Annotated in this window: 19 protein-coding genes; 14 read left to right on the top strand and 5 right to left on the bottom strand. The window is 70.6% G+C overall.

Features of this window, described 5'->3' with window-relative positions:
* The first annotated feature begins 13 nt into the window (after positions 1-13).
* Both ACFWZ2_RS35405 and ACFWZ2_RS35400 read left to right on the top strand, forming a co-directional pair.
* Positions 14-1,501, top strand: coding sequence for a PucR family transcriptional regulator (locus ACFWZ2_RS35405; protein ID WP_384552850.1), 1,488 nt, complete (start codon positions 14-16; stop codon positions 1,499-1,501).
* 145 nt (positions 1,502-1,646) lie between these two features.
* Positions 1,647-2,435, top strand: a complete 789-nt coding sequence (locus tag ACFWZ2_RS35400; RefSeq protein WP_384552849.1) for a phosphatase — start codon at positions 1,647-1,649, stop codon at positions 2,433-2,435.
* On the opposite strand, the gene ACFWZ2_RS35395 is transcribed toward ACFWZ2_RS35400, so the two are convergent.
* The 4 genes from ACFWZ2_RS35395 to ACFWZ2_RS35380 all read right to left on the bottom strand — a co-directional run bounded on the left by ACFWZ2_RS35395 (position 2,396) and on the right by ACFWZ2_RS35380 (position 6,130).
* Positions 2,396-3,376, bottom strand: coding sequence for a cation diffusion facilitator family transporter (locus ACFWZ2_RS35395; RefSeq protein ID WP_384552847.1), 981 nt, complete (start codon positions 3,374-3,376; stop codon positions 2,396-2,398). The two genes, ACFWZ2_RS35400 and ACFWZ2_RS35395, sit on opposite strands and share 40 nt — an antisense overlap.
* Positions 3,377-3,396: 20 nt before the next feature.
* Positions 3,397-4,257, bottom strand: coding sequence for an acyl-CoA thioesterase (locus tag ACFWZ2_RS35390; protein ID WP_384552845.1), 861 nt, complete (start codon positions 4,255-4,257; stop codon positions 3,397-3,399).
* 36 nt (positions 4,258-4,293) lie between these two features.
* Positions 4,294-5,451 (bottom strand): acyl-CoA dehydrogenase family protein, encoded by a 1,158-nt coding sequence (locus tag ACFWZ2_RS35385; protein WP_384552843.1) that lies wholly within the window; start codon positions 5,449-5,451, stop codon positions 4,294-4,296.
* A gap of 85 nt (positions 5,452-5,536) precedes the next feature.
* Positions 5,537-6,130 (bottom strand): TetR/AcrR family transcriptional regulator, encoded by a 594-nt coding sequence (locus ACFWZ2_RS35380; protein WP_384552841.1) that lies wholly within the window; start codon positions 6,128-6,130, stop codon positions 5,537-5,539.
* Positions 6,131-6,252: 122 nt separating this feature from the next.
* On the opposite strand from ACFWZ2_RS35380, the gene ACFWZ2_RS35375 reads away from it, so the two are divergent.
* From ACFWZ2_RS35375 to ACFWZ2_RS35335, 9 genes are all read left to right on the top strand, one after another.
* Positions 6,253-7,869, top strand: a complete 1,617-nt coding sequence (locus tag ACFWZ2_RS35375) for a carboxyl transferase domain-containing protein (protein WP_384552840.1) — start codon at positions 6,253-6,255, stop codon at positions 7,867-7,869.
* Between the two features lie 52 nt (positions 7,870-7,921).
* Positions 7,922-9,877: an acetyl/propionyl/methylcrotonyl-CoA carboxylase subunit alpha gene (locus ACFWZ2_RS35370; RefSeq protein WP_384552838.1), complete on the top strand. Its 1,956-nt coding sequence runs from the start codon at positions 7,922-7,924 to the stop codon at positions 9,875-9,877.
* Positions 9,874-10,818, top strand: a complete 945-nt coding sequence (locus ACFWZ2_RS35365; protein ID WP_384552836.1) for a hydroxymethylglutaryl-CoA lyase — start codon at positions 9,874-9,876, stop codon at positions 10,816-10,818. The genes ACFWZ2_RS35370 and ACFWZ2_RS35365 overlap by 4 nt, the downstream gene beginning before the upstream one ends.
* A gap of 6 nt (positions 10,819-10,824) precedes the next feature.
* On the top strand, positions 10,825-11,979 hold the full coding sequence (locus tag ACFWZ2_RS35360; RefSeq protein ID WP_384552834.1) for an acyl-CoA dehydrogenase family protein: 1,155 nt from the start codon (positions 10,825-10,827) through the stop codon (positions 11,977-11,979).
* Between the two features lie 188 nt (positions 11,980-12,167).
* Positions 12,168-13,223 (top strand): ABC transporter substrate-binding protein, encoded by a 1,056-nt coding sequence (locus ACFWZ2_RS35355; protein ID WP_384552832.1) that lies wholly within the window; start codon positions 12,168-12,170, stop codon positions 13,221-13,223.
* A gap of 203 nt (positions 13,224-13,426) precedes the next feature.
* Positions 13,427-14,869 (top strand): pyridoxal phosphate-dependent decarboxylase family protein, encoded by a 1,443-nt coding sequence (locus ACFWZ2_RS35350; RefSeq protein WP_384552830.1) that lies wholly within the window; start codon positions 13,427-13,429, stop codon positions 14,867-14,869.
* A complete protein-coding gene (locus ACFWZ2_RS35345; RefSeq protein WP_384552828.1) occupies positions 14,853-16,142 on the top strand; it encodes a lysine N(6)-hydroxylase/L-ornithine N(5)-oxygenase family protein in 1,290 nt (429 codons plus the stop codon). The genes ACFWZ2_RS35350 and ACFWZ2_RS35345 overlap by 17 nt, the downstream gene beginning before the upstream one ends.
* A complete protein-coding gene (locus ACFWZ2_RS35340; protein WP_384552826.1) occupies positions 16,139-16,711 on the top strand; it encodes a GNAT family N-acetyltransferase in 573 nt (190 codons plus the stop codon). Before ACFWZ2_RS35345 ends, ACFWZ2_RS35340 begins: the two co-directional genes overlap by 4 nt.
* Complete coding sequence (locus ACFWZ2_RS35335) at positions 16,708-18,474, top strand: IucA/IucC family protein (protein WP_384552824.1); 1,767 nt, start codon at positions 16,708-16,710, stop codon at positions 18,472-18,474. The genes ACFWZ2_RS35340 and ACFWZ2_RS35335 overlap by 4 nt, the downstream gene beginning before the upstream one ends.
* A 50-nt stretch (positions 18,475-18,524) precedes the next feature.
* Here the strand turns inward: ACFWZ2_RS35335 and ACFWZ2_RS35330 are convergent, their stop codons facing one another.
* Entirely contained in the window at positions 18,525-20,066 is a 1,542-nt protein-coding gene (locus ACFWZ2_RS35330) for a beta-N-acetylhexosaminidase (protein WP_384552895.1), read from the bottom strand.
* Between the two features lie 228 nt (positions 20,067-20,294).
* Here ACFWZ2_RS35330 and ACFWZ2_RS35325 point away from each other — a divergent pair, with 228 nt between their 5' ends.
* From ACFWZ2_RS35325 to glmS, 3 genes are all read left to right on the top strand, one after another.
* A complete protein-coding gene (locus ACFWZ2_RS35325) occupies positions 20,295-21,182 on the top strand; it encodes a DUF4429 domain-containing protein (protein ID WP_384552822.1) in 888 nt (295 codons plus the stop codon).
* 65 nt (positions 21,183-21,247) lie between these two features.
* On the top strand, positions 21,248-21,505 hold the full coding sequence (locus ACFWZ2_RS35320; protein WP_384552820.1) for a hypothetical protein: 258 nt from the start codon (positions 21,248-21,250) through the stop codon (positions 21,503-21,505).
* Between the two features lie 58 nt (positions 21,506-21,563).
* The gene (glmS, locus tag ACFWZ2_RS35315; protein ID WP_384552819.1) at positions 21,564-23,381 is read left to right on the top strand and encodes a glutamine--fructose-6-phosphate transaminase (isomerizing); all 1,818 of its coding nucleotides are present in this window, start codon (positions 21,564-21,566) and stop codon (positions 23,379-23,381) included.
* Positions 23,382-23,476: the final 95 nt, after the last annotated feature.

The following is a 23,476-nucleotide window of genomic DNA, read 5'->3' as shown; positions in this document are numbered from 1 at the left end:
TGGAACGTCCACCATGACCGACCCCGCCGCCCCGTCCTCGCCTCCCCCGCCGTCCGCCCCGCCCACCCCGCCCGTCCCGCTCGCCGCGCTGCTCGCCCGCGAGGACCTGGGCCTGCGGCAGATCGCGGGCCCGGACGCACGGACGGTGGGAACGGCCGTGCAGTGGGTGCACACCTCGGAGATGCCGGACCCCTACCCGTACCTCCTCGGCGGCGAGCTGCTGCTCACCGCGGGCGTGCACATCACCGACCCGGCGGGCGCGGGCGGTTACCTCGACGACTACGTGGCCCGCATCGTCGCCGCGGGCGGCGCGGCCCTCGGCTTCGGCGTCGCCCCCGTGCACGACACGGTGCCGCGCGCCCTAGTCGAGGCCTGCGACCACTACGGCCTGCCGCTCGTCGAGGTCCCGCCGCGCACCACGTTCAGCGGGGTCGCCCGCGCGGTGTGGCGGCTGATGGCCGAGGCCAGGCACGCCGAGCTGCGCCGGGTGACCGAGGCACAGCAGGGCCTCGCCACGGCGGCGGCGAGGACCGACCCGATCCCGGCCGTCCTGCGCCAGCTCGCGGCACGCATCGGCGGGCTCACGGTCCTCTACGGGCCCGACGGGACGGAACTGCAGACGGCGGGGCAGGCACGCGATGCGGCGCGGCACGCCCTGCGGGAGCTGACCGGCGTGGTGCGCCGGGGCACCCCCGCCGCCCCCGCGTCCGCCGCCGACACCGCGGGCGCCACCCACCTGGCCGCCTACGCGCTCGGCGGCGGCCGCGGCTTCGCGCTCGGCGTCGCCACGGACCGCCGCGAACCGGGCGACCACACCATCGCGGGAGCCGCCGTCGTCCTGCTCTCACTCCTCACCGGCGAACACCAGAGCGCCTCCGAGGCGGCCCGCTCCGCCGCCCTCGTACGACTCCTGCTCGGCGCCTCCCCCACGGACATCGGCCCTCTCCTGGGCAGCGACCTGTGGACCGTGGTGCACGCGCGCGGGGAGCACACCCCCCTGGCCGCCTCCGCACTCGCCGCGGCGCTCGGCAGCGGCCTCGTCGACCCGCACAGCGACGACGTAGTACGCCTCCTCGTCCCCGCCGACCGCGAGATCACCCCCACGGACGGCTGGACCCTCGGCGTCGCCGCGCCCGCGCCGCCCGGCGACCTCGCGGCGGCCGACACCCGCGCGGCCCGCGCCCTGCGCCGCGCGGAGGCCACCCGCCAGCCCCTCGTACGCCACCACGAGAACGGCCTCGCCGCCCTGGTCTCCCCCGAAGAAGCCACCGCCCACGCGCGCGTACTCCTCGCCCCGCTCGACGACAACGGGCCCCTCACCGAAACCCTGCGCACCTGGCTCTCCCTGCACGGCAGTTGGGACCGCACAGCCGTGGCACTGGGAGTCCACCGCAACACGGTGCGCCAACGCATCGCGCGATGCGCAAACCTCCTGGGCTCCGACGTGGACGACCCGGACGTACGCATGGAACTGTGGTTCGCGCTGAACCGGACCCCGTAAGCAGCGCCCCGCAAGGGGCGCGGGGAACTGCGCGCCAAGCCACGACGAACCCGCGGCCGAAGAGCGACGCAGCACTTGGCGAACGTCACAGGCCAGCCTGAGGGACGCCCCGGCCCCGCGGCCCGAGCGACGGCACAATAGAGCCATGTCCATACCCAGCCGTGCCGCCCTCGTCGACCACCTCGTCCGCACCCGCATCGCGGGCGACGTCGCCACCCCTCGCGAGAACAACCTCAGCCACTACAGGAAGCTCGCGAACGGCGACCGCCACTACTGGCTCGGCCTGGAGCTCGGCGAGCGCTGGACCGACGAGCAGGACGTCCTCGCGGTGATGGCGGAGCGCTGCGGCGTGATCGACGACCCGCAGCACCGGCAGGGCCAGGACACCATCGACCCGGAGCTGACGGTCGACGCCCTGGAGCGGATGGCGGCCCGCCTGCGCAAGGCGGCCGCCGGCAAGGAGAGGGTGCTTTTCGCCACCGGCCACCCCGGAGGGATGCTCGACGTGCACCGCGCGACGGCCGCGGCGCTGCGCTCGGCGGGCTGCGAGATCGTGGTGATCCCCGAGGGCCTGACGGCCGACGAGGGCATGGTCTTCCAGTTCGCCGACGTGGCGATGCTGGAGCGCGGCGCGACGCTGTGGCACACGCACTCCCCCGAGCCGATGAACGCGATCCTCGACGGCCTGGAGCGCGAGGGCCGCCCACAGCCCGACCTGGTCGTCGCCGACCACGGCTGGGCGGGGCGCGCGGGCCAGCGCGGCCTGGACTCCGTCGGGTACGCGGACTGCAACGACCCGGCGCTGTTCATCGCCGAGGCCGAGGGCACGGTGCAGGTCACGGTCCCGCTGGACGACCACGTCACGAGCCCGCGCCACTACGACCCGATGACGGCCTACCTGCTCGACGCCGCGGGGCTCTCCGGCGACTCCTGAGACGGTCCCGGCGTCGGGTCCAGGTAGACCCGGCGGACCGCGGGGAAGCGCTCCTGGATGCGGTGCGCCATGCGGTCGCAGGCCCGCTCGATGTCGGCGGCGCTCGACATGTCCCTGAAGTCGACCTTCGCGGCGACCAGGGCCTCCTTGGGCCCCTGGAGCAGCGTGGTCAGCTCCAGTACGTCCACGACGTGCGGGTCGGCGAGCAGTTCGGCCCGGACCGCGGCCCGCATCTCCTGGGGCAGCGGGCGCCCGATGAGCAGTTCGGAGTTGGCGCGGCCGAGGACCCATGCGACGTACACGAGCAGTACGCCGATGCAGAGCGACGCGATGCCGTCCCACACGCCGGACCCGGTGAGCTGCCCGCCGAGCAGTCCGGCCGCGGCGAGCATGAGGCCCACCAGCGCCGCCGAGTCCTCCATCACGACGGCCTTGACCGCGGTGTCGGGCGTGTGGCGCAGATAGCGCTTGAGGGGCACCCCGAAGCGGTTCGCCTCGTCGCGGGCCTGCTTGAGGCCGGTCCGCAGCGAGTAGCCCTCCAGGAGGAAGGCGATGCCGAGCACGATGTACGAGACGAGCGGGTCGCCCGGGTCCTCGCCGTGCGTGAGGGTGTGGATGCCGTCGTACACGGCGAAGACGCCGCCGCCGACGAACGTGGCGACGGAGGCGAGCAGCGCCCAGATGTAGCGGGCGCCTCCGTAGCCGAGCGGATGCTCCTCGTCGGCGGGCCGCTCACCGGCCTTCAGGGAGACGAGCAGCATCAGTTCCGTGACGGTGTCCGCGACCGAGTGCGCCGCTTCGGAGAGCATGGCGCTGGATCCGCTGATGACACCGGCGACGGCTTTGGCCACCGCGATCCCGAGGTTGGCGACGGCGGCGACGAGGACGGTGAAGGTGCTTTCGCCGCCGCCTGTGCCACCCGCTGACGGTTGCTCACTCATGTATCGGACGGTATGTCCGATCAGCGAGGAACGCGAACCACGCCTTCCTGGATGACGGTGACCGCGAGCCGCCCGTCCTGCGTCCAGATCCGTGCCTGTCCGAGGCCGCGCCCGCCGGAGGCCGACGGCGACTCCTGGTCGTAGAGGAGCCATTCGTCCGCCCTGAAGGGACGGTGGAACCACATGGCGTGGTCGAGCGAGGCGCCGACGACGTCGCCGACCGCCCAGCCGCCCCTGCCGTGCGCGAGCAGCACCGAGTCAAGGAGCGTCATGTCGGAGACGTATGTGGCGAGGCAGACGTGCAGCAGGGGGTCGTCCGCGAGCTTGCCGCCCGCCCGGAACCACACCTGGGAGCGCGGCTCGCGGCGCTCCCCGACGGTGCCCCACGGAGGCACGTCGGCGTACCGCATGTCCACCGCGCCGCGCGCCTTGATGAGCCGGTCGGCGACCTTCGGCGGCAGATGGCGCGGCAGCATCTCGGCGGCCGTGGGCAGCGTCTCCGGGTCCGGCGCGGCCGGCATGCCGGTCTGGTGCTCCAGGCCCTCCTCGTACGTCTGGAAGGACGCGGAGAGGTGGAAGATCGGCTGCCCGTGCTGGACGGCGACGACGCGGCGCGTGGTGAAGGAGCGGCCGTCGCGGATCCGGTCGACGGTGTAGACGATGGGCGCGCCGGGGTCGCCAGGACGCAGGAAGTACGCGTGCAGGGAGTGGGCGGGCCGCGCGTCGGGGACGGTGCGCCCGGCGGCCACCAGGGCCTGTGCGGCGACCTGGCCGCCGAAGACCCGGGGCACGATGGACGGGCGGCTCACGCCCCGGAAGATGTCCTCCTCGATCTGCTCCAGGTCGAGCAGATCGAGGAGGTCCTCAAGTGCCTGGTTCATGAACGCAGTTCTACAGGGCTGTCTCTGCGGGCCGGGTCACAGGCCCATGTCCTTCGCGATGATCATCTTCATGACCTCGCTGGTGCCGCCGTAGATGCGGTTGACGCGGTTGTCCGCGTACAGGCGGGCGATCGGGTACTCGTTCATGAAGCCGTAACCGCCGTGCAGCTGGAGGCACTTGTCGATGACGCGGTGCGCGACCTCGGTGTTGAACAGCTTCGCGGACGCGGCCTCGGCGGCGGTCAGCTCGCCCGCATCCAGGGCCTCCAGGGCGCGGTCGGCGACGGCCTCGGCGGCGTCCACCTCGGCCTGGCAGGCGGCCAGTTCGAACTTGGTGTTCTGGAAGGAGGCGACCGTCTTGCCGAAGACCGTGCGGTCCTGGACGTACTCCTTGGCGAACCGGACGGCGGCCTTGGCCTGCGCGTACGCTCCGTAGGCGATGCCCCAGCGCTCGGAGGGCAGGTTGCTGCCGAGGTAGTAGAAGCCCTTGTTCTCCTCGCCGAGGAGGTCCTCGACGGGGACCTTCACGTCGACGAACGCCAGCTCGGCGGTGTCGGAGGTGCGCAGACCCAGCTTGTCGAGCTTGCGGCCGATGGAGTAGCCCTCGGACTTGGTGTCGACGGCGAAGAGCGAGATGCCGTGGCGGCGGTCCTCGGCGGTCGGCGCGGAGGTGCGGGCGCAGACGATCACGCGGTCGGCGTGCACGCCGCCGGTGATGAAGGTCTTGGAGCCGTTGAGGACGTAGTGCGTGCCGTCGTCGGAGAGCTTGGCGGTGGTCTTCATGCCCGCGAGGTCGGAGCCGGTGCCGGGCTCGGTCATCGCGAGGGCCCACATCTCCTCGGCGGAGACGAACTTCTCCAGGTACCGCTTCTTCTGCTCGTCGGTGGCGAGCATCTTGATGTACGGCAGGGCGAGCAGGACGTGCACGCCGGAGCCGCCGAAGGTGACGCCCGCGCGCGCGGTCTCCTCGTACTGGACGGCCTCGAACTTGTGCGTCTCAAGGCCCGCGCCGCCGAACTCCTCGGGGACGTTGATGCCGAAGAGGCCGAGCTCGGCGAGCTTGTAGTAGAACTCGCGCGGCACCTCACCCGCGGCGAACCACTCGTCGTGGACCGGGACGACCTCGGCCTCGATGAAGGCGCGCAGGGTCTCCCGGAACGCCTCGTGGTCCTCATTGAAAACGGTACGGCGCACGGAGAACTCCCTCTGCCCACGACGACTAAGCGCTTGCTCAGTCAACAGGTTACCCGGGAGTCATCAGAGCGTCCAGAGATGCGCGTCACTCCCCGGCGGCCGCCGCGAACGCCCCGCGCGCAAGGCGGTGCAGGAGTTCCGCCATCGCCGCACGGCTCGGCAGGGCGTCGCGCCTGCTCAGGTGCGGAGTGGAGTTCAACAGTCCGAAGACCGCGTGCACGGAGACGCGGGCCGCGCTCTCGGCGAGGTCCGGATAGACCTTGCGCACCACGTCGACCCAGATCTCCACGTACTGCCGCTGGAGCTGGCGGACCAGCTTGCGGTCGCTGTCCCGCAGGCGGTCCAGCTCCCGGTCGTGCAGGGTGATCAGGGAGCGGTCGTCGAGAGCGAAGTCGATGTGCCCCTCGATGAGCGAGTCAAGGACCTGCTCCGGCGACCTGTCGGGGCCCGCCACGCACCGCTTGCCGCCCGTCAGGAGCTGCCCGCTGATGCCGACGAGCAGCTCGGCCAGCATCGCGTCCTTGCCCGCGAAGTGCCGGTAGAGGCCGGGTCCGCTGATGCCCACGGCGGCCCCTATCTCGTCCACGCCGACCCCGTGGAAGCCGCGCTCGGCGAAGAGCCGGGCGGCCTCCTTGAGGATCTGCTCACGGCGGGTGGGGGCGTCGGTTCTCGTGGCCATGGAATTGATTCTAGACAGGGCGGTTAGCGCTCGTTAACCTGAAGGAAACGCGTTAACGCTCATTAACCGATCCAGAGTGATCCAGAGGTCGACCGAGTGGACCGAGCAAGGGGGCTCGACTGATGCGGCAGGCACCAGTGCTGACGAGCGCGGCTGATCCCGCGTCCGAGGCATGGCGGGCGAACGAGGCGGCGCACACCGCCCTCGCCGAGGAGCTGCGGGCCAAGCTCGCGGCGGCCCGCCTCGGCGGCGGCGAGCGGGCGCGGGCCCGCCATGTGGCACGCGGCAAGCTGCTGCCCCGGGACCGCGTGGACACGCTCCTCGACCCGGGCTCGCCCTTCCTGGAGCTGGCACCGCTCGCGGCGGACGGGCTCTATGGAGGGGACGCCCCGGCGGCCGGGGTCATCGCGGGCATCGGCATGGTCTCGGGCCGCGCGTGCGTGATCGTCGCCAATGACGCCACGGTCAAGGGCGGCACGTACTACCCCATGACCGTCAAGAAGCACCTGCGCGCCCAGGAGGTGGCCCTGGAGAACCACCTCCCGTGCCTCTACCTGGTCGACTCGGGCGGCGCCTTCCTGCCGATGCAGGACGACGTCTTCCCCGACCGCGAGCACTTCGGGCGGATCTTCTACAACCAGGCGCGGATGTCCGGCGCCGGGATCCCGCAGATCGCCGCCGTCCTCGGCTCCTGCACGGCGGGCGGCGCGTACGTCCCCGCGATGAGCGACGAAGCGGTGATCGTCCGGAACCAGGGCACGATCTTCCTCGGCGGCCCGCCCCTGGTGAAGGCCGCCACCGGCGAGGTCGTCACGGCCGAGGAGCTGGGCGGCGGCGAGGTGCACTCGCGCGTCTCCGGAGTGACCGACCACCTCGCCGAGGACGACGCGCACGCCCTGCGGATCGTGCGCACCATCGTCTCCACGCTCCCCGGGCGCGGTGAACTGCCGTGGTCCGTCGAGCCGGTGGAGGAGCCCAAGGTCGACCCCCTGGGGCTGTACGGCGCGGTGCCGACGGATTCCCGCACCCCCTATGACGTACGCGAGGTCATCGCGCGCGTGGTCGACGGCTCGCGCTTCGCCGAGTTCAAGTCCGAGTTCGGCCAGACCCTGGTGACCGGCTTCGCACACATCCACGGCCACCCGGTCGGGATCGTCGCGAACAACGGCATCCTGTTCGCCGAATCCGCCCAGAAGGGCGCGCACTTCATCGAGCTGTGCGACCAGCGCGGCATCCCCCTGGTGTTCCTGCAGAACATCTCCGGATTCATGGTCGGCAGGGACTATGAGGCGGGCGGCATCGCCAAGCACGGCGCCAAGATGGTCACGGCCGTGGCCTGCACGCGCGTGCCGAAGCTGACGGTCGTGGTCGGCGGTTCGTACGGCGCGGGCAACTACTCGATGTGCGGCCGGGCCTACAGCCCCCGCTTCCTGTGGATGTGGCCGAACGCCAAGATCTCCGTGATGGGCGGCGAGCAGGCCGCGTCCGTCCTCGCGACCGTCAAGCGCGACCAGTTGGAGGCGCGCGGCGAGGAGTGGGCGGCCGAGGACGAAGAGGCGTTCAAGGACCCGATCCGCGCGCAGTACGAGCAGCAGGGCAATGCCTACTACGCCACGGCCCGCCTCTGGGACGACGGCGTGATCGACCCGCTGGAGACCCGGCAGGTGCTCGGTCTGGCCCTGACCGCGTGCGCGGGCGCCCCCTTGGGCGAGCCCGGCTTCGGCGTCTTCCGGATGTGAGGGGCGGACGATGAGCGACTTCCAGCAAGGGGCCACCCCGGGGAGAGGGACCATGTTCGACACGGTGCTCGTCGCCAACCGCGGCGAGATCGCGGTCCGCGTCATCCGCACGCTGCGGGCGCTCGGCGTCCGCTCCGTCGCCGTCTTCAGCGACGCGGACGCGGACGCCCGGCATGTGCGCGAGGCGGACACGGCCGTACGGATCGGTCCCGCACCGGCCACCGAGAGCTATCTGTCCGTCGAGCGCATCCTGGCTGCCGCCGCCACGTCCGGCGCCCAGGCGGTCCACCCGGGCTACGGCTTCCTCGCGGAGAACGCCGAGTTCGCGAGGGCCTGCGCCGGGGCGGGCCTCACCTTCATCGGCCCGCCCGCCGACGCCATCTCCCTCATGGGCGACAAGATCCGCGCCAAGGAGACCGTGCGGAAGGCCGGGGTCCCGGTCGTCCCCGGCTCGTCGGGCAGCGGCCTGACCGACGGCCAACTGGCCGAAGCGGCCCGCGAGATCGGCACCCCGGTGCTGCTCAAGCCGAGCGCGGGCGGCGGTGGCAAGGGCATGCGCCTGGTGCGGGACGAGGCGCTGCTCGCCGACGAGATCGCGGCGGCGCGGCGCGAGGCCCGCGCCTCCTTCGGCGACGACACCCTGCTCGTGGAGCGCTGGATCGACCGCCCCCGGCACATCGAGATCCAGGTCCTCGCGGACGGCCGGGGGAACGTGGTGCACCTCGGCGAGCGCGAGTGCTCGCTCCAGCGCCGCCACCAGAAGATCATCGAGGAGGCGCCCAGCGTCCTCCTGGACGAGGCCACGCGCGCGGCGATGGGCGAGGCGGCGGTCCAGGCGGCCCGCTCGTGCGGGTACGCGGGCGCGGGCACGGTGGAGTTCATCGTGCCGGGCAAGGACCCCTCGTCGTACTACTTCATGGAGATGAACACCCGCCTCCAGGTGGAGCACCCGGTCACGGAACTGATCACGGGGCTCGACCTGGTGGAGTGGCAGCTGCGCGTGGCGGCGGGCGAACAACTGCCCTTCGGGCAGGAGGACATCACCCTCACCGGTCACGCGGTGGAGGCCCGCATCTGCGCGGAGGACCCCTCCCGCGGCTTCCTGCCGTCCGGCGGCACGGTGCTTTCCCTGCACGAACCGCAGGGCGACGGCGTGCGCACCGACTCCGGGCTGAGCCGGGGCACGGAGGTCGGCAGCCTCTACGACCCGATGCTCTCCAAGGTCATCGCGTACGGCCCCGACCGCGCGACCGCGCTGCGCAAGCTGCGCGCCGCGCTCGCCGAGACCGTCACCCTCGGCGTGCCGACGAACGCGGGCTTCCTGCGCAGGCTCCTGGCCCACCCGGCCGTGGTGGCGGGCGATCTGGACACCGGCCTGGTGGAGCGCGAGGCGGACGGGCTGGTCCCGGACGGCGTGCCCGACGAGGTGTACGAGGCGGCGGCCGCGGTCCGCGAGGCCGCGCTCGCGCCCCCGGCGGGGGACGGCTGGACCGACCCGTTCTCCGTGCCGAGCGGCTGGCGGCTCGGGGGCACCCCCGCGCCCCTGACCCACTGGCTGCGCGTGCCGGGGCTCGACCCGGTCACCCATGTCACCCGCGGCCCGCACACCGTGGAACCCGACCGCGTCCGCGTCACCGTCGACGGCACGCTGCACACCTTCCGCCGCGCGGGCGACTGGCTCGGCCGCGACGGCGACGCCTGGCACGTGCAGGACCACGACCCCGTGGCCGCCTCCCTCACCGGCGCCGCGCACGCCGGGGCCGACGCGCTCACCGCCCCCATGCCGGGCACCGTCACGGTCGTGAAGGTCTCCCCCGGCGACCAGGTGACCGCGGGCCAGAGCCTGTTGGTGGTCGAGGCGATGAAGATGGAGCACGTCATCTCCGCCCCGCACGCCGGCACCGTCACCGAGCTGGACGTCGCCCCGGGCGCCACGGTCGCCATGGACCAGGTCCTGGCCGTGGTCGAGCCCCACGAGACCGAGGCCGACCCGCAGGAGGCGTCATGACCGCCGCAGGACTCCCCATGGCCGTCCCCGCCCAGGACCTGCCGCCCCGCATCCGCATCCACGAGGTGGGCGCGCGCGACGGCCTGCAGAACGAGAAGGGCGTCGTCCCCACGGAGATCAAGGCGGAGTTCATCCACCGCCTCGCCGACGCGGGCCTGACCACCGTCGAGGCGACCAGCTTCGTGCACCCCAAGTGGGTGCCCCAACTGGCCGACGCGGAACAGCTGTTCCCGCTGCTCGGCGACCTCCAGGGCGTGCACCTGCCGGTCCTCGTGCCGAACGAACGCGGCCTCGACCGCGCCCTCGCGCTCGGCGCGCACCGGGTCGCCGTCTTCGCCAGCGCCACCGAGTCCTTCGCCAAGGCCAACCTGAACCGCACGGTGGACGAGGCGCTCGCGATGTTCGACCCGGTGGTCTCCCGCGCGCGGGAGCACCGGCTGCACGTCCGCGGCTACCTCTCGATGTGCTTCGGCGACCCGTGGGAGGGGCCCGTGCCCGTCGCGCAGGTCGTCCGCGTCTGCCGCGCCCTGCTCGGCATGGGCTGCGACGAGCTGAGCCTCGGCGACACGATCGGCGTGGCGACGCCGGGCCATGTGCAGTCCCTGCTCGCCGAGTTGAACGAGGAGGGCGTGCCGACGGACCGCATCGGCGTGCACTTCCACGACACGTACGGCCAGGCGCTCGCCAACACCCTCGCTGCCCTGCAGCACGGCGTGACGACGGTGGACGCGTCCGCGGGCGGCCTCGGCGGCTGCCCGTACGCGAAGAGCGCCACCGGCAATCTCGCCACCGAAGACCTCGTGTGGATGCTGCACGGCCTCGGCATCGACACCGGGGTCGACCTCGGCCGCCTCAGCGCCACCAGCGCGTGGATGGCCGACCAGTTGGGCCGACCCAGCCCGTCCCGCACCGTCCGCGCCCTGACCCACCAGGAGCAGTGAAGAACGATGGACCACCGTCTGAGCCCCGAGCACGAGGAACTGCGCCGCACCGTCGAGGCGTTCGCGCACGACGTGGTCGCCCCGAAGATCGGCGACTTCTACGAGCGGCATGAATTCCCGTACGAGATCGTCCGCGAGATGGGCCGCATGGGCCTGTTCGGCCTGCCCTTCCCCGAGGAGTACGGCGGGATGGGCGGCGACTATCTCGCGCTCGGCATCGCCCTCGAAGAGCTCGCCCGCGTCGACTCGTCCGTCGCGATCACCCTGGAGGCGGGCGTCTCCCTCGGCGCGATGCCGCTGCACCTCTTCGGCACGGAGGAGCAGAAGCGGGAGTGGCTGCCGCGGCTGTGCTCGGGCGAGATCCTCGGCGCGTTCGGCCTGACCGAGCCGGACGGCGGCTCGGACGCGGGCGGCACGCGCACGACGGCGGTGCGCGACGGCGACGAGTGGGTGATCAACGGCTCCAAGTGCTTCATCACCAACTCCGGCACGGACATCACGGGCCTGGTCACGGTCACCGCCGTCACCGGCCGCAAGGAGGACGGCCGCCCGCGGATCTCCGCGATCATCGTGCCGTCGGGGACGCCCGGGTTCACGGTCGCGGCGCCGTACTCGAAGGTCGGCTGGAACGCCTCGGACACCCGCGAGCTGTCCTTCTCCGACGTCCGGGTCCCCGCGGCGAACCTGCTCGGCGAGGAGGGCCGCGGCTACGCCCAGTTCCTGCGCATCCTGGACGAGGGCCGCGTCGCCATCTCCGCGCTCGCCACCGGGCTCGCCCAGGGCTGTGTGGACGAGTCCGTGAAGTACGCCAAGGAGCGGCACGCCTTCGGCAGGCCGATCGGCGCGAACCAGGCCATCCAGTTCAAGATCGCCGACATGGAGACGCGGGCGCACATGGCCCGGGTCGGCTGGCACGACGCGGCGTCGCGCCTGGTCGCGGGCGAGCCGTTCAAGAAGGAGGCGGCCATCGCCAAGCTGTACTCGTCGACGGTCGCGGTGGACAACGCCCGCGAGGCCACCCAGATCCACGGTGGGTACGGCTTCATGAACGAGTACCCGGTGGCCCGGATGTGGCGCGACTCCAAGATCCTGGAGATCGGCGAGGGCACCAGCGAGGTGCAGCGCATGCTGATCGCGCGCGAGCTGGGTTTCGCGGGCTGAGTCCCGGCAAGGCGCGTGGCGGGCCCCGGCAGGGCGCGTGACTGAGTCCCGGCAAGGCGAGCAGTGCGCCCCCGGCGGGGCGAGCGTGACGTGAGGGGCCGCTGGACTTCGAGTGAGCTTAGGCTAGCCTAAGCTCTACTTCCGGCCAGCGGCCCCGGCCGCCGTACGTCACGAAAGCAGAGACCTTCATGCCCAAGGCCCGCCTCTCCCAGCCTTCCCGCCGCGGCATCCTCGCCGCCGGTGGCGCCCTCGGCCTCACCGCCGTCCTCGCGGCCTGCGGCGACGAGAAAAAGGACGGGTCGGGGAAGACCGGGGGCAACGCGGGCAAGTCGGGCCCCTGGAGCTTCAAGGACGATCGCGGCCAGACCGCCAAGAAGGACGCGACGCCGAAGAACATCGTCGCCTTCACCGGTGTCGCCGCCGCCCTCTTCGACTACGGCATCGAGGTCAAGGGCGTCTTCGGCCCGACGAAGACCAAGGACGGCAAGCCCGACGTCCAGGCCGGCGACATGGACATCAGCAAGCTGACGGTCATCGGCAACGAATGGGGCCAGTTCAACATCGAGAAGTACGCGGGCCTCGCCCCCGACGTGCTGATCTCCACGATGTTCGACGGCCAGGGCACCCTCTGGTACGTCCCCGAGGAGAGCAAGGACAAGGTCCTCAAGCTCGCCCCGAGCGTCGGCATCAGCGTCTACGACCGCCAGCTGACCCACCCGCTGCAGCGCATCCAGGAGCTCGCCGAGTCGCTCGGCGCGGATGTGAAGTCGGACAAGGTCGTCAAGGCGAAGAAGCGCTTCGAGGCGGCGTCCGAGCGGCTGCGCAAGGTCGCCAGGACGCGCAAGGACATCAAGGTCCTCGTCGGCTCCGCGAGCCAGGACCTCTTCTATGTCTCCGGCTCGAACCTCTCGATCGACCTGGAGTACTTCAAGGCGCTCGGCGTGAACATCATCGAGCCGCCGGAGAAGGCCAAGAAGGAGTCCGGCGGCTGGTTCGAGAACCTCAGCTGGGAGAACGTCGACCAGTACGACGCGGACCTCATCATGATGGACAACCGCACCTCCGCGCTCCAGCCCGCCGAGCTCGACAAGTCCAAGCCGACCTGGCAGAAGCTGCCCGCGGTCAAGGCCGGACAGGTCATCCCGCGCGTCACCGAGCCCATTTGCTCGTACGACAAGTGCGCGCCGATCCTCGAGGACCTCGCGGACGCGCTCGAGAAGGCGAAGAAGCTCAAGAAGAGCTGACCGCCAACTGGCCGCGCCACAAACGGAGTCACCCCGTCCAAAACGGACCAGGTGGCTCCGTTTTTGTTACTCAGTGAGACCCCTGGGGTTCAATGAGGCAGGAGCTTAGGTTAGGCTAACCTTAGTTCCACGCCGCGCCCTCGCCTCCCCACACTCCTGTCCCCGGGGGCGCGGCTCCAGTCCCCTCACCTGGAGGACAGTTCATGCGCTCGCACCTGCTCAATGACACCACCGCGGAGCGGTACCGCAGCTCCGTCACGGAAGGAGTCGAGCGGGTGGCGGCCCAACTCGCCACCACCTCCCGCCCGTTCACCGGGATCTCGGCCGACGACCTCGCGCCCCGCATCGCGGCCGTCGACCTGGACGAGCCCCTGCACGACACCGTCGCCGCGCTCGACGAGCTCGAAGAGCTCTATCTGCGCGACGCGGTGTACTTCCACCACCCCCGCTATCTCGCCCACCTCAACTGCCCGGTCGTCATCCCCGCCGTCCTGGGCGAAGCCGTGCTCTCCGCCGTCAACTCCTCCCTCGACACCTGGGACCAGTCGGCGGGCGGCACCCTCATCGAGCGCCGCCTCATCGACTGGACCACCGAGCGCATCGGCCTCGGCCCCGCCGCCGACGGGGTGTTCACCAGCGGCGGCACCCAGTCCAACCTCCAGGCCCTGCTGCTCGCCCGCGAGGAGGCCAAGGAGCAGGACCCCACCCGGCTGCGCATCTTCGCCTCCGAGGTCGGCCACTTCAGCGTCCAGAAGGCGGCCCGGCTGCTCGGCCTCGGCGAGGACGCCGTCGTGGTGATCCCCACCGACCAGAACAAGCGCATGCAGACCGTGGCCCTGGCCCGCGAGCTGGAGCGCTGCCGCCGCGACGACCTCTCCCCCATGGCGGTCGTCGCCACCGCGGGCACCACCGACTTCGGCTCCATCGACCCGCTGCCCGAGATCGCCGAGCTGTGCGCGCAGTACGGCACCTGGCTGCACGTCGACGCCGCGTACGGCTGCGGACTGCTCGCCTCGCGCAAGAACCGGCACCTCCTGGACGGCATCGAGCACGCCGACTCGGTGACCGTGGACTACCACAAGTCCTTCTTCCAGCCGGTGAGTTCCTCGGCCGTCCTGGTGCGCGACGCGGCCACGCTGTCCCACGCGACGTACCACGCCGAGTACCTCAACCCGCGCCGCGCGGTGCAGGAGCGCATACCCAACCAGGTCGACAAGTCCCTCCAGACGACCCGCCGCTTCGACGCCCTCAAGCTGTGGATGACGCTGCGCGTGATGGGCGCCGACGGCATCGGCGGCCTCTTCGACGAGGTGTGCGACCTCGCCACGGAGGGCTGGAAACTGCTCGCCGCCGACCCGCGCTACGACGTCGTGGTGGAGCCGCAGCTCTCCACGCTCGTCTTCCGCTACATCCCCGGGGCGATCTGCGACCCGGCCGCCATCGACCGCGCCAACCTCTATGCCCGCAAAGCCCTGTTCGCGTCCGGCGACGCGGTCGTGGCGGGCACCAAGGTGGGCGAGCGCCAGTTCCTGAAGTTCACCCTGCTCAACCCAGAGACCACCACCGACGACATCACCGCCGTCCTCGACCTGATCGCAGGACACGCCGAGCAGTACCTGGGAGACTCCCTTGACCGCGCTTCCTGAGCCCCTCGACTTCATCGGGATCGGCCTCGGCCCGTTCAACCTCGGCCTCGCCTGCCTGACCGAGCCGCTCGACGAGCTGAACGGCCTCTTCCTGGAGTCCAAGCCGGACTTCGAGTGGCACTCCGGGATGTTCCTGGAGGGCGCCCACCTCCAGACCCCGTTCATGTCGGACCTGGTCACCCTCGCCGACCCGACGTCCGCGTACTCCTTCCTCAACTACCTGAAGGAATCGGGGCGTTTGTACTCCTTCTACATCCGCGAGAACTTCTACCCCCTGCGCACCGAGTACAACGACTACTGCCGCTGGGCCGCCGCGAAACTCTCCTCCGTCCGCTTCAGCACGACGGTCGCCGAGGTGTCGTACGAGGACGACGTCTATGTGGTCCGCACGACGGCCGGTGAGTTCTTCCGCGCCCGCCGCCTCGTCCTCGGCACCGGCACGCCCCCGCACCTGCCCGAGGCCTGCGACGGTCTCGGCGGCGACGCGATCCACAACTCCCGCTATCTGCAGAGCAAGCGGGAGCTGCAGAAGAAGGAGTCGATCACACTGGTGGGCAGCGGCCAGTCCGCCGCCGAGATCTACTACGACCTGCTCAGCGAGATCGACGTACACGGCTACCGGCTCAACTGGGTCACCCGCTCGCCGCGCTTCTTCCCGCTCGAATACACCAAGCTGACGCTGGAGATGACCTCTCCGGACTACATCGACTACTTCCACGCGCTGCCCGAGCCGACCCGCTACCGCCTGGAGACCCAGCAGAAGGGCCTCTTCAAGGGCATCGACGGCGCGCTGATCGACTCGATCTTCGACCTGCTCTACCAGAAGAACCTCACCGGGCCCGTACAGACCCGGCTGCTCACCAACACCGCGCTGAGCGGGGCGAGTTACGACAGCTCGACGCTGACGTACACGCTCGGCCTGCGCCAGGAGGAGCAGGAGAAGGACTTCGAGCTGCGCACCCAGGGCCTGATCCTCGCCACCGGATACCGCTACCGGGTCCCCGAGTTCCTCGCCCCGGTGCACGACCGCATCCGCTGGGACGGCCAGGGCCGCTTCGACGTCGCCCGCAACTACAGCATCGACACCACCGGGAGCGGCATCTTCCTGCAGAACGCCTCGGTGCACACCCACTCGATCACCAGCCCCGACCTCGGCATGGGCGCGTACCGCAACGCGTACATCGTCGGCGAGCTGCTCGGCCGCGAGATCTACCCGGTCGAGAAGTCCATCGCGTTCCAGGAGTTCGCGGCCCCGGAGGGGATCCTCGCATGACCGACCCGAACGAACTCCCCGCCGCCGCACGGGACTTCACCTTCCGGCCGCTCGACGTCCTGACCGACGCCGAACTCGTGCACGGCTGGGTCACCCACCCCAAGGCCGCGTTCTGGCTGATGCAGGGCGCCACGCTGCCCGACGTCGAGCGCGAGTACATGGCGATCGCCGCCGCCGGGCACCACGACGCGTTCCTCGGCCTGCACAAGGGCGTGCCCTCCTTCCTGATGGAGCGCTACGACCCGGCGTACGTCGAACTCGTCGGCCTGTACGACCCGTTGCCCGGCGACGTCGGCATGCACTTCCTCACCGCACCCTCCGACGTCCGCATCCCCGGCTTCACGCGCGGCGTGATCACCGCGGTGATGCGGGAGCTGTTCGCCGACCCGGCGACCGAGCGGGTCGTGGTCGAGCCCGACGTGCGCAACACCGCGGTGCACGCCCTCAACGAAGCCGTCGGGTTCCGGCCCGAGACCGTCATCCAGAAGCCGGAGAAGGAAGCCCTGCTGAGCTTCTGCACCCGGGCGCAGTTCGAAGCAGCAGTACGTGAAAGGGAATTGGCGATATGACCCTGTCCGACACCGTGGCGCACCTGACCCCGGAGCGCTGGGCCACGGCCAACCGTCTGCTCATCCGCAAAGCGCTCGCCGAGTTCGCCCACGAACGGCTGCTCACCCCCGAGCCGCTCGGCGACGGCGGGTACGTCATCCGCAGCGACGACGCCCTCACCCGCTACCGCTTCAGCGCCCGCGTGCTGCGCCTGGACCACTGGCAGATCGACGCCGAGTCGATCACCCGCCACCGCGACGGCACCGAACTCCCGCTCAACTCCCTGGAGTTCTTCACCGAACTGCGCGGCGCGCTCGGCCTGAGCGACGCGATGCTCCCGGTCTACCTGGAGGAGATCTCCTCCACGCTCTCCGGCATCTGCTACAAGCTCACCAAGCCCGCGATCCCCGCCGCCGAGCTCTCCCGCTCCGGCTTCCAGGAGATCGAGACGGGCATGACGGAGGGCCATCCCTGCTTCGTCGCCAACAACGGACGGCTCGGCTTCGGCGTGCACGAGTACCTCTCGTACGCCCCCGAGACCGCGAGCCCCGTCCGCCTGGTGTGGCTGGCGGCGCGCAGGGACCGGGCGGCGTTCACGGCGGGCGCGGGCCTCGACTACGAGTCCTTCCTCCGCGCCGAGCTGGGCGAGGCGACCCTGGACCGCTTCGACAGGGTCCTGCGCACCCAGGGCCTGGAGCCCGCGGAGTACCTCCTCATCCCCGCGCACCCCTGGCAGTGGTGGAACAAGCTGTCGGTGACGTTCGCCGCGGAGGTCGCCCAGCGCCACCTCGTCTGCCTCGGCGAGGGCGACGACGAGTACCTCGCGCAGCAGTCGATCCGCACCTTCTTCAACTCCACCGCACCCGCCAAGCACTATGTGAAGACGGCCCTCTCCGTCATCAACATGGGCTTCATGCGCGGCCTTTCGGCGGCGTACATGGAGGCGACCCCGGCGATCAACGACTGGCTCGCCGGTGTCATCGAGAACGACGAGACGCTGCGCGGCACCGGTTTGACGATCATCCGCGAGCGCGCCGCCGTCGGCTACCGGCACCTGGAGTACGAGGCCGCCACCGACCGCTACTCCCCCTACCGCAAGATGCTCGCCGCCCTGTGGCGCGAGAGCCCCGTGGAGCGCATCGCCGAGGGCGAGCAACTGGCCACCATGGCCTCGCTGCTGCACGTCGACCGCGACGGCGGCACCTTCGCGGGCGCGCTGATCGAGCGCTCGGGCCTCGCCCCCGCCGAGTGGCTGCGCCGCTATCTGCACGCGTACCTGACGCCGCTGCTGCACAGCTTCTACGCGTACGACCTGGTCTTCATGCCGCACGGCGAGAACGTGATCCTGGTCCTGAAGGACGGCGTCGTACAGCGCGCGATCTTCAAGGACATCGCCGAGGAGATCGCGGTGATGGACCCGGACGCGGTGCTTCCGCCGGTCGTCGAGCGGATCCGCGTGGAGGTCCCCGAGGACAAGAAGCTCCTGTCCATCTTCACGGACGTCTTCGACTGCTTCTTCCGCTTCCTGTCCGCGAACCTCGTCGGCGAGGGCCTCATCGACGAGGACACGTTCTGGCGGACGGTCGCGGAGTGCGTCACCGCCTACCAGGAGGCGATGCCCGAACTGGCCGACAAGTTCAAGCAGTACGACATGTTCGCCCCGGAGTTCGCGCTGTCCTGCCTCAACCGGCTCCAGCTGCGCAACAACGAGCAGATGGTGGACCTGGCGGACCCCTCGGGTGCACTGCAGCTGATCGGGACGCTCAAGAACCCGATCGCATAAGACCGATGGGGCTCAGGAGACGGTCCTCCTGAGCCCCATCTACGTACGTGCTACTGCGCGGGCCACGGCACCTGCGGCGACTTGTAGTAGCCGATGCCGAGCGCGTCCCAGCGCGGGGCCTGCGCGGCGAGCCGCACCTTGTACGCGTCCCAGTCGTGCGTGGCCGCGGGCGACCAGCCGAGCTCGGCGATCCCGGGAAGCCGCGGGAACGCCATGTAGTCGAGATGCGCGGAGGTGGAGAGGGTCTCCGACCACAGCGGCGCCTCGACACCCATGATCGAGTCGGCGGGCGCGCCCTGGAGATACGTCCCCGGGTCCCAGTCGTAGGACCGCTGGACCTCGACGTAGCCCGCCCAGGAGAGCCCGAGCGGGGTGTCCTTGGTGTACTTGTGGTCGAGGTAGGAGCGGTCGGCCGGGGAGAGGACCAGCCTGGTGCCGTTCTTCGCGGCGTTCACGACCTGCTCGCGCTCGGCCGCGCCGGTCTTGTCGTAGCCCCAGTACTGCGCGACGGCACCCTTGGCGGGCGTGGCGCCGGTCAGCTGGTGCCAGCCCATCACCGTCTTGCCGTACTTGGCGACCACCGGCTGCACCTTGTCCATGAACGCGACGAAGTCCTCGTGACTGGTGGAGTGCGCCTCGTCGCCGCCGATGTGGAGGTACCTGCCGGGCGTGAGGGCGGCCAGCTCACGGATCACGTCGTCCACGAAGTCGTACGTGACGTCCTTCTTCACGCACAGCGAGCTGAACCCGACCTCGGTGCCGGTGTAGAGCGGCGGCGCGACGCCGTTGCAGTTCAGTTCGGCGTACGAGGCGAGCGCGGCGTTGGTGTGCCCCGGCATGTCGATCTCCGGGACGACCTCCAGATGGCGCGAGGCGGCGTACGCGACGATCTCCTTGTACTGCGCCTTCGTGTAGTAGCCGCCCTTGCCGCCGCCGACCTGCGTGGACCCGCCATAAGTGGCGAGGCGCGGCCAGGAGTCGATGGCGATGCGCCAGCCCTGGTCGTCGCTGAGGTGCAGATGCAGCGTGTTCATCTTGTAGAGCGCCGCCTGGTCGATGTAGCGCTTGACCTGGTCGACGGTGAAGAAGTGCCGCGAGACGTCGAGCATGGTGGAGCGGTAGCCGTAGCGCGGGGTGTCCTCGATGGTGCCGCCCGCGACGAGCCAGGGCCCGGCCTGCCGGGTCTTCCGCTCGATCTGGCCCGGCAGTTGCTGGCGCAGGGTCTGCACGCCGTGGAAGAGTCCCGCGGCCCCCCGGGCCGTGATGGTGAGGGAGCCGCGCCTGGATTCGAGGCGGTAGCCCTCGTCGCCCAGGCTCTTGTCGTCGGAACCGAGGCGCAGCCGGATGCCGTCACGGCCCTCGTCGTCGGTGACGCCCAGCTTGAACCCGGTGGCGGGACGCAGCAGCCCCGCGAGGTAGTCGCCGATCCTGCGCGCCTGGCGCGAGTCGTCCTGGACCCGGATGCGGGTCTTCGACGTGATCTCGTACGCGGGGCCGCCCGCGTCGACCTTGGCGGGCACCGGCACGATCTGGCCGAGCGGAGTCGCGGACGTGGCCTTCTCCTCACGGTCACCGGCCGGCAGGGCCGCCATGGATGAGATACCGGCCGCGGCGACGAGCAGCAGCGAGCCGAGCAGACGAGTCGATCTTTGAATGTGTCTCACAAGCGGGTCCCTTCGACGGGCCGACGCAACTGTGGGTCATCGCAATCGAACGGTCACCATGGGACCGCGCCCCCTACAAAGGGTCAAGGGGTGTAGACCAGTTCCGCGGTCCACCGCGGCACCGGGCCGCGGGACGGCCAATGCGAGAATTCCCCCATGGCGGAAATCATCCAGCGCGACGGGACCTGGACCTTCGACGGAGAGACGCTGCGCCTCGTGCCGGGCCACGACAAGAATGTGTCCCTGCTGCGCAAGACGCTGGGCGAACTGGCCGTACCGCTGACGGCGTTGGCGGGCATCGCCTTCGAACAGGGCAAGAAGTCGGGCCGGTTGAGGCTGCGCCTGCGTGACGGCGCGGACCCGCTGCTCCAGGCGACGGGCGGCAAGCTCACGGGCGGCGCGGACCCGTATCAGCTCACCGTGGACCCGGACAGGTACGGCGTCGCGGAGTATCTGGTCGACGAGGTGCGCAACGCCCACCTGATCGAACAGGTACCCGCCGCCTCCTGCCCGGACTACCTCCTGTCCGGCCCTTCCGTGCCCCTGTCGGTGTCGGCGGGCGACGGCACGGCGAGCTTCGACGGGGAGAACGTCCGGCTGGAGTGGAACTGGAAGACGGAGGACGCCAAGTCCGCGGCCGGGACCCGCTCGCTCACCCTCGACGACATCGCGGCGGTGGAGTGGCAGCCCGCGGTCGGCCTGGAGAACGGCTACCTCCGGTTCACCGTGAAGAACGCCCCGACCAAGGCCCCGCCGAAGTACGACCCGAACTCGGTCGAGCTGTGGGGCTTCAAGAAGGACCCGCTGATGGCGCTGGTCGCCGCGGCGGTCCAGGCCCGGCTTCCGCACCCTTCGGCCGCCGCCGCGGCGGCTCAGGCGGACTCGCCCCCGGCCGTGCCGGCGGGCCCGGCCCCCCAGGCCCCGGCCGAGGACCACGACGCCCTGCTGCGCCGGCTGCGCGAGCTGGGCGAGCTCCACCAGGCCGGAATCCTCACGGACGACGAGTTCAGCACGGCGAAACAGGCGGTCCTCCGCCGAATGTAGGCCACCCGTGCCCGATTCCGGGCAGGATTCTTGCGAAAGGGCATCCGATCCCCCAGGATCAACGAATGCACGACGACCTGGTGGACCACCTCACCCGCAGCACCCCGCTCCAGCGGGGCGAAGCGCTGCGGGTCATCCAGGACGTGCTCGCCTACTTCGACGAGACGACCGAGGAGTTCGTCCGTCGCCGCCACCGCGAACTGCAGGGTCAGGGCCTGCTGAACGCGGCGATCTTCGAGCGCATCTCGGCCGATCTCGCGTACCGCGCGGTGGCACCGCCCGAGCTCACGCTGAGACAGCTGCGCCGCATCGTCTACGGCTAGGCCGCGGACGCCCGGCGCCGCAGGATCACGACCACCCTCTACGACTAGGACACCCTCTATGTGCGGAATCGTCGGATATATCGGCAAGCGCGATGTCGCCCCGCTGCTCCTCGAAGGCCTCCAGCGCCTGGAGTACCGCGGCTACGACTCCGCGGGCATCGCCGTCACCAGCCCCAAGGCCACCGGCCTGAAGACGGTCAAGGCCAAGGGCCGCGTCCGCGACCTGGAGGCCAAGGTCCCCGCCCGCTTCAAGGGCACGACCGGCATCGCCCACACCCGCTGGGCCACCCACGGCGCCCCCTCCGACGAGAACGCCCACCCGCACCTGTCCCAGGACGGCAAGGTCGCCGTCGTCCACAACGGCATCATCGACAACGCCTCCGAGCTGCGCGCCAAGCTCACCGCCGACGGCGTCGAGTTCCTCTCCGAGACGGACACCGAGGTCCTCACCCACCTCGTCGCCCGCTCCCAGGCCGACACCCTGGAGGAGAAGGTCCGCGAGGCCCTGCGCCACATCGAGGGCACGTACGGCATCGCCGTCCTGCACGCCGACTTCAACGACCGCATCGTCGTCGCCCGCAACGGCTCCCCGGTCGTCCTCGGCATCGGCGAGAAGGAGATGTTCGTCGCCTCGGACGTCGCCGCGCTCGTCTCGCACACCCGCCAGGTCGTCACGCTCGACGACGGCGAGATGGCCACCATCAAGGCCGACGACTACCGCACCTACACCACCGAGGGCTCCCGCACGACCGCCTCGCCGACCACCGTGGAGTGGGAGGCCGAGTCGTACGACATGGGCGGCCACGACACGTACATGCACAAGGAGATCTTCGAGCAGCCCGACGCGGTCGACCGCGTCCTGCGCGGCCGCATCGACGACCGCTTCTCCACCGTGCACCTCGGCGGCCTCAACCTCGACGCGCACGACGCCCGCAAGGTGCGCCGCGTCAAGATCCTCGGCTGCGGCACCTCGTACCACGCGGGCATGATCGGCGCCCAGATGATCGAGGAGCTGGCCCGCATCCCCGCCGACGCGGAGCCCGCGTCCGAGTTCCGCTACCGCAACCCGGTCGTGGACCCCGACACCCTCTACATCGCGGTCTCCCAGTCCGGCGAGACGTACGACGTGCTCGCCGCCGTCCAGGAGCTCAAGCGCAAGGGCGCCCGCGTCCTCGGCGTGGTGAACGTCGTCGGCTCGGCCATCGCCCGCGAGGCCGACGCGGGCGTGTACGTCCACGCGGGCCCCGAGGTCTGCGTCGTCTCGACCAAGTGCTTCACCAACACCACGGTCGCCTTCGCCCTGCTCGCCCTGCACCTGGGCCGCATCCGCGACCTGTCGGTCACCGACGGCAAGCGGATCATCGAGGGTCTGCGCAGGCTCCCCGGCCAGATCTCGGACATCCTCAAGCAGGAGGACGAGATCAAGAAGATCGCCAAGAAGTACGCGGACGCCCGCTCGATGCTCTTCATCGGACGCGTACGCGGCTACCCCGTCGCCCGCGAGGCCTCGCTCAAGCTCAAGGAGGTCTCGTACATCCACGCCGAGGCCTACCCCGCGTCCGAGCTGAAGCACGGCCCGCTCGCCCTCATCGAGCCCGCGCTCCCCACGGTCGCGATCGTCCCCGACGACGACCTCCTGGAGAAGAACCGCGCGGCCCTAGAGGAGATCAAGGCCCGCAGCGGCAAGATCCTCGCGGTCGCGCACCAGGAGCAGGAGAAGGCCGACCAGACGATCGTGGTGCCCAAGAACGAGGACGAACTGGACCCGATCCTGATGGGCATCCCGCTCCAACTCCTCGCGTACCACACGGCGTTGGCCCTGGGCAGGGACATCGACAAGCCGCGGAACCTGGCGAAGTCGGTGACGGTGGAATAGAGGGCCGCGCCCCTCAGGGGCGCGGGGAACTGCGCGACCAGCCCCCCCCCATTACTTTCTACGTAGCCCCGCAACGGGGTTACCGGCCTTCGGAG

This window comes from Streptomyces sp. NPDC059002 (assembly GCF_042740435.1).
In the GTDB taxonomy this organism is placed as follows: Bacteria; Actinomycetota; Actinomycetes; order Streptomycetales; family Streptomycetaceae; genus Streptomyces.
The sequence above is the reverse complement of the archived record's forward strand: the minus strand, read 5'-3'. Positions and strand labels throughout refer to the sequence as shown.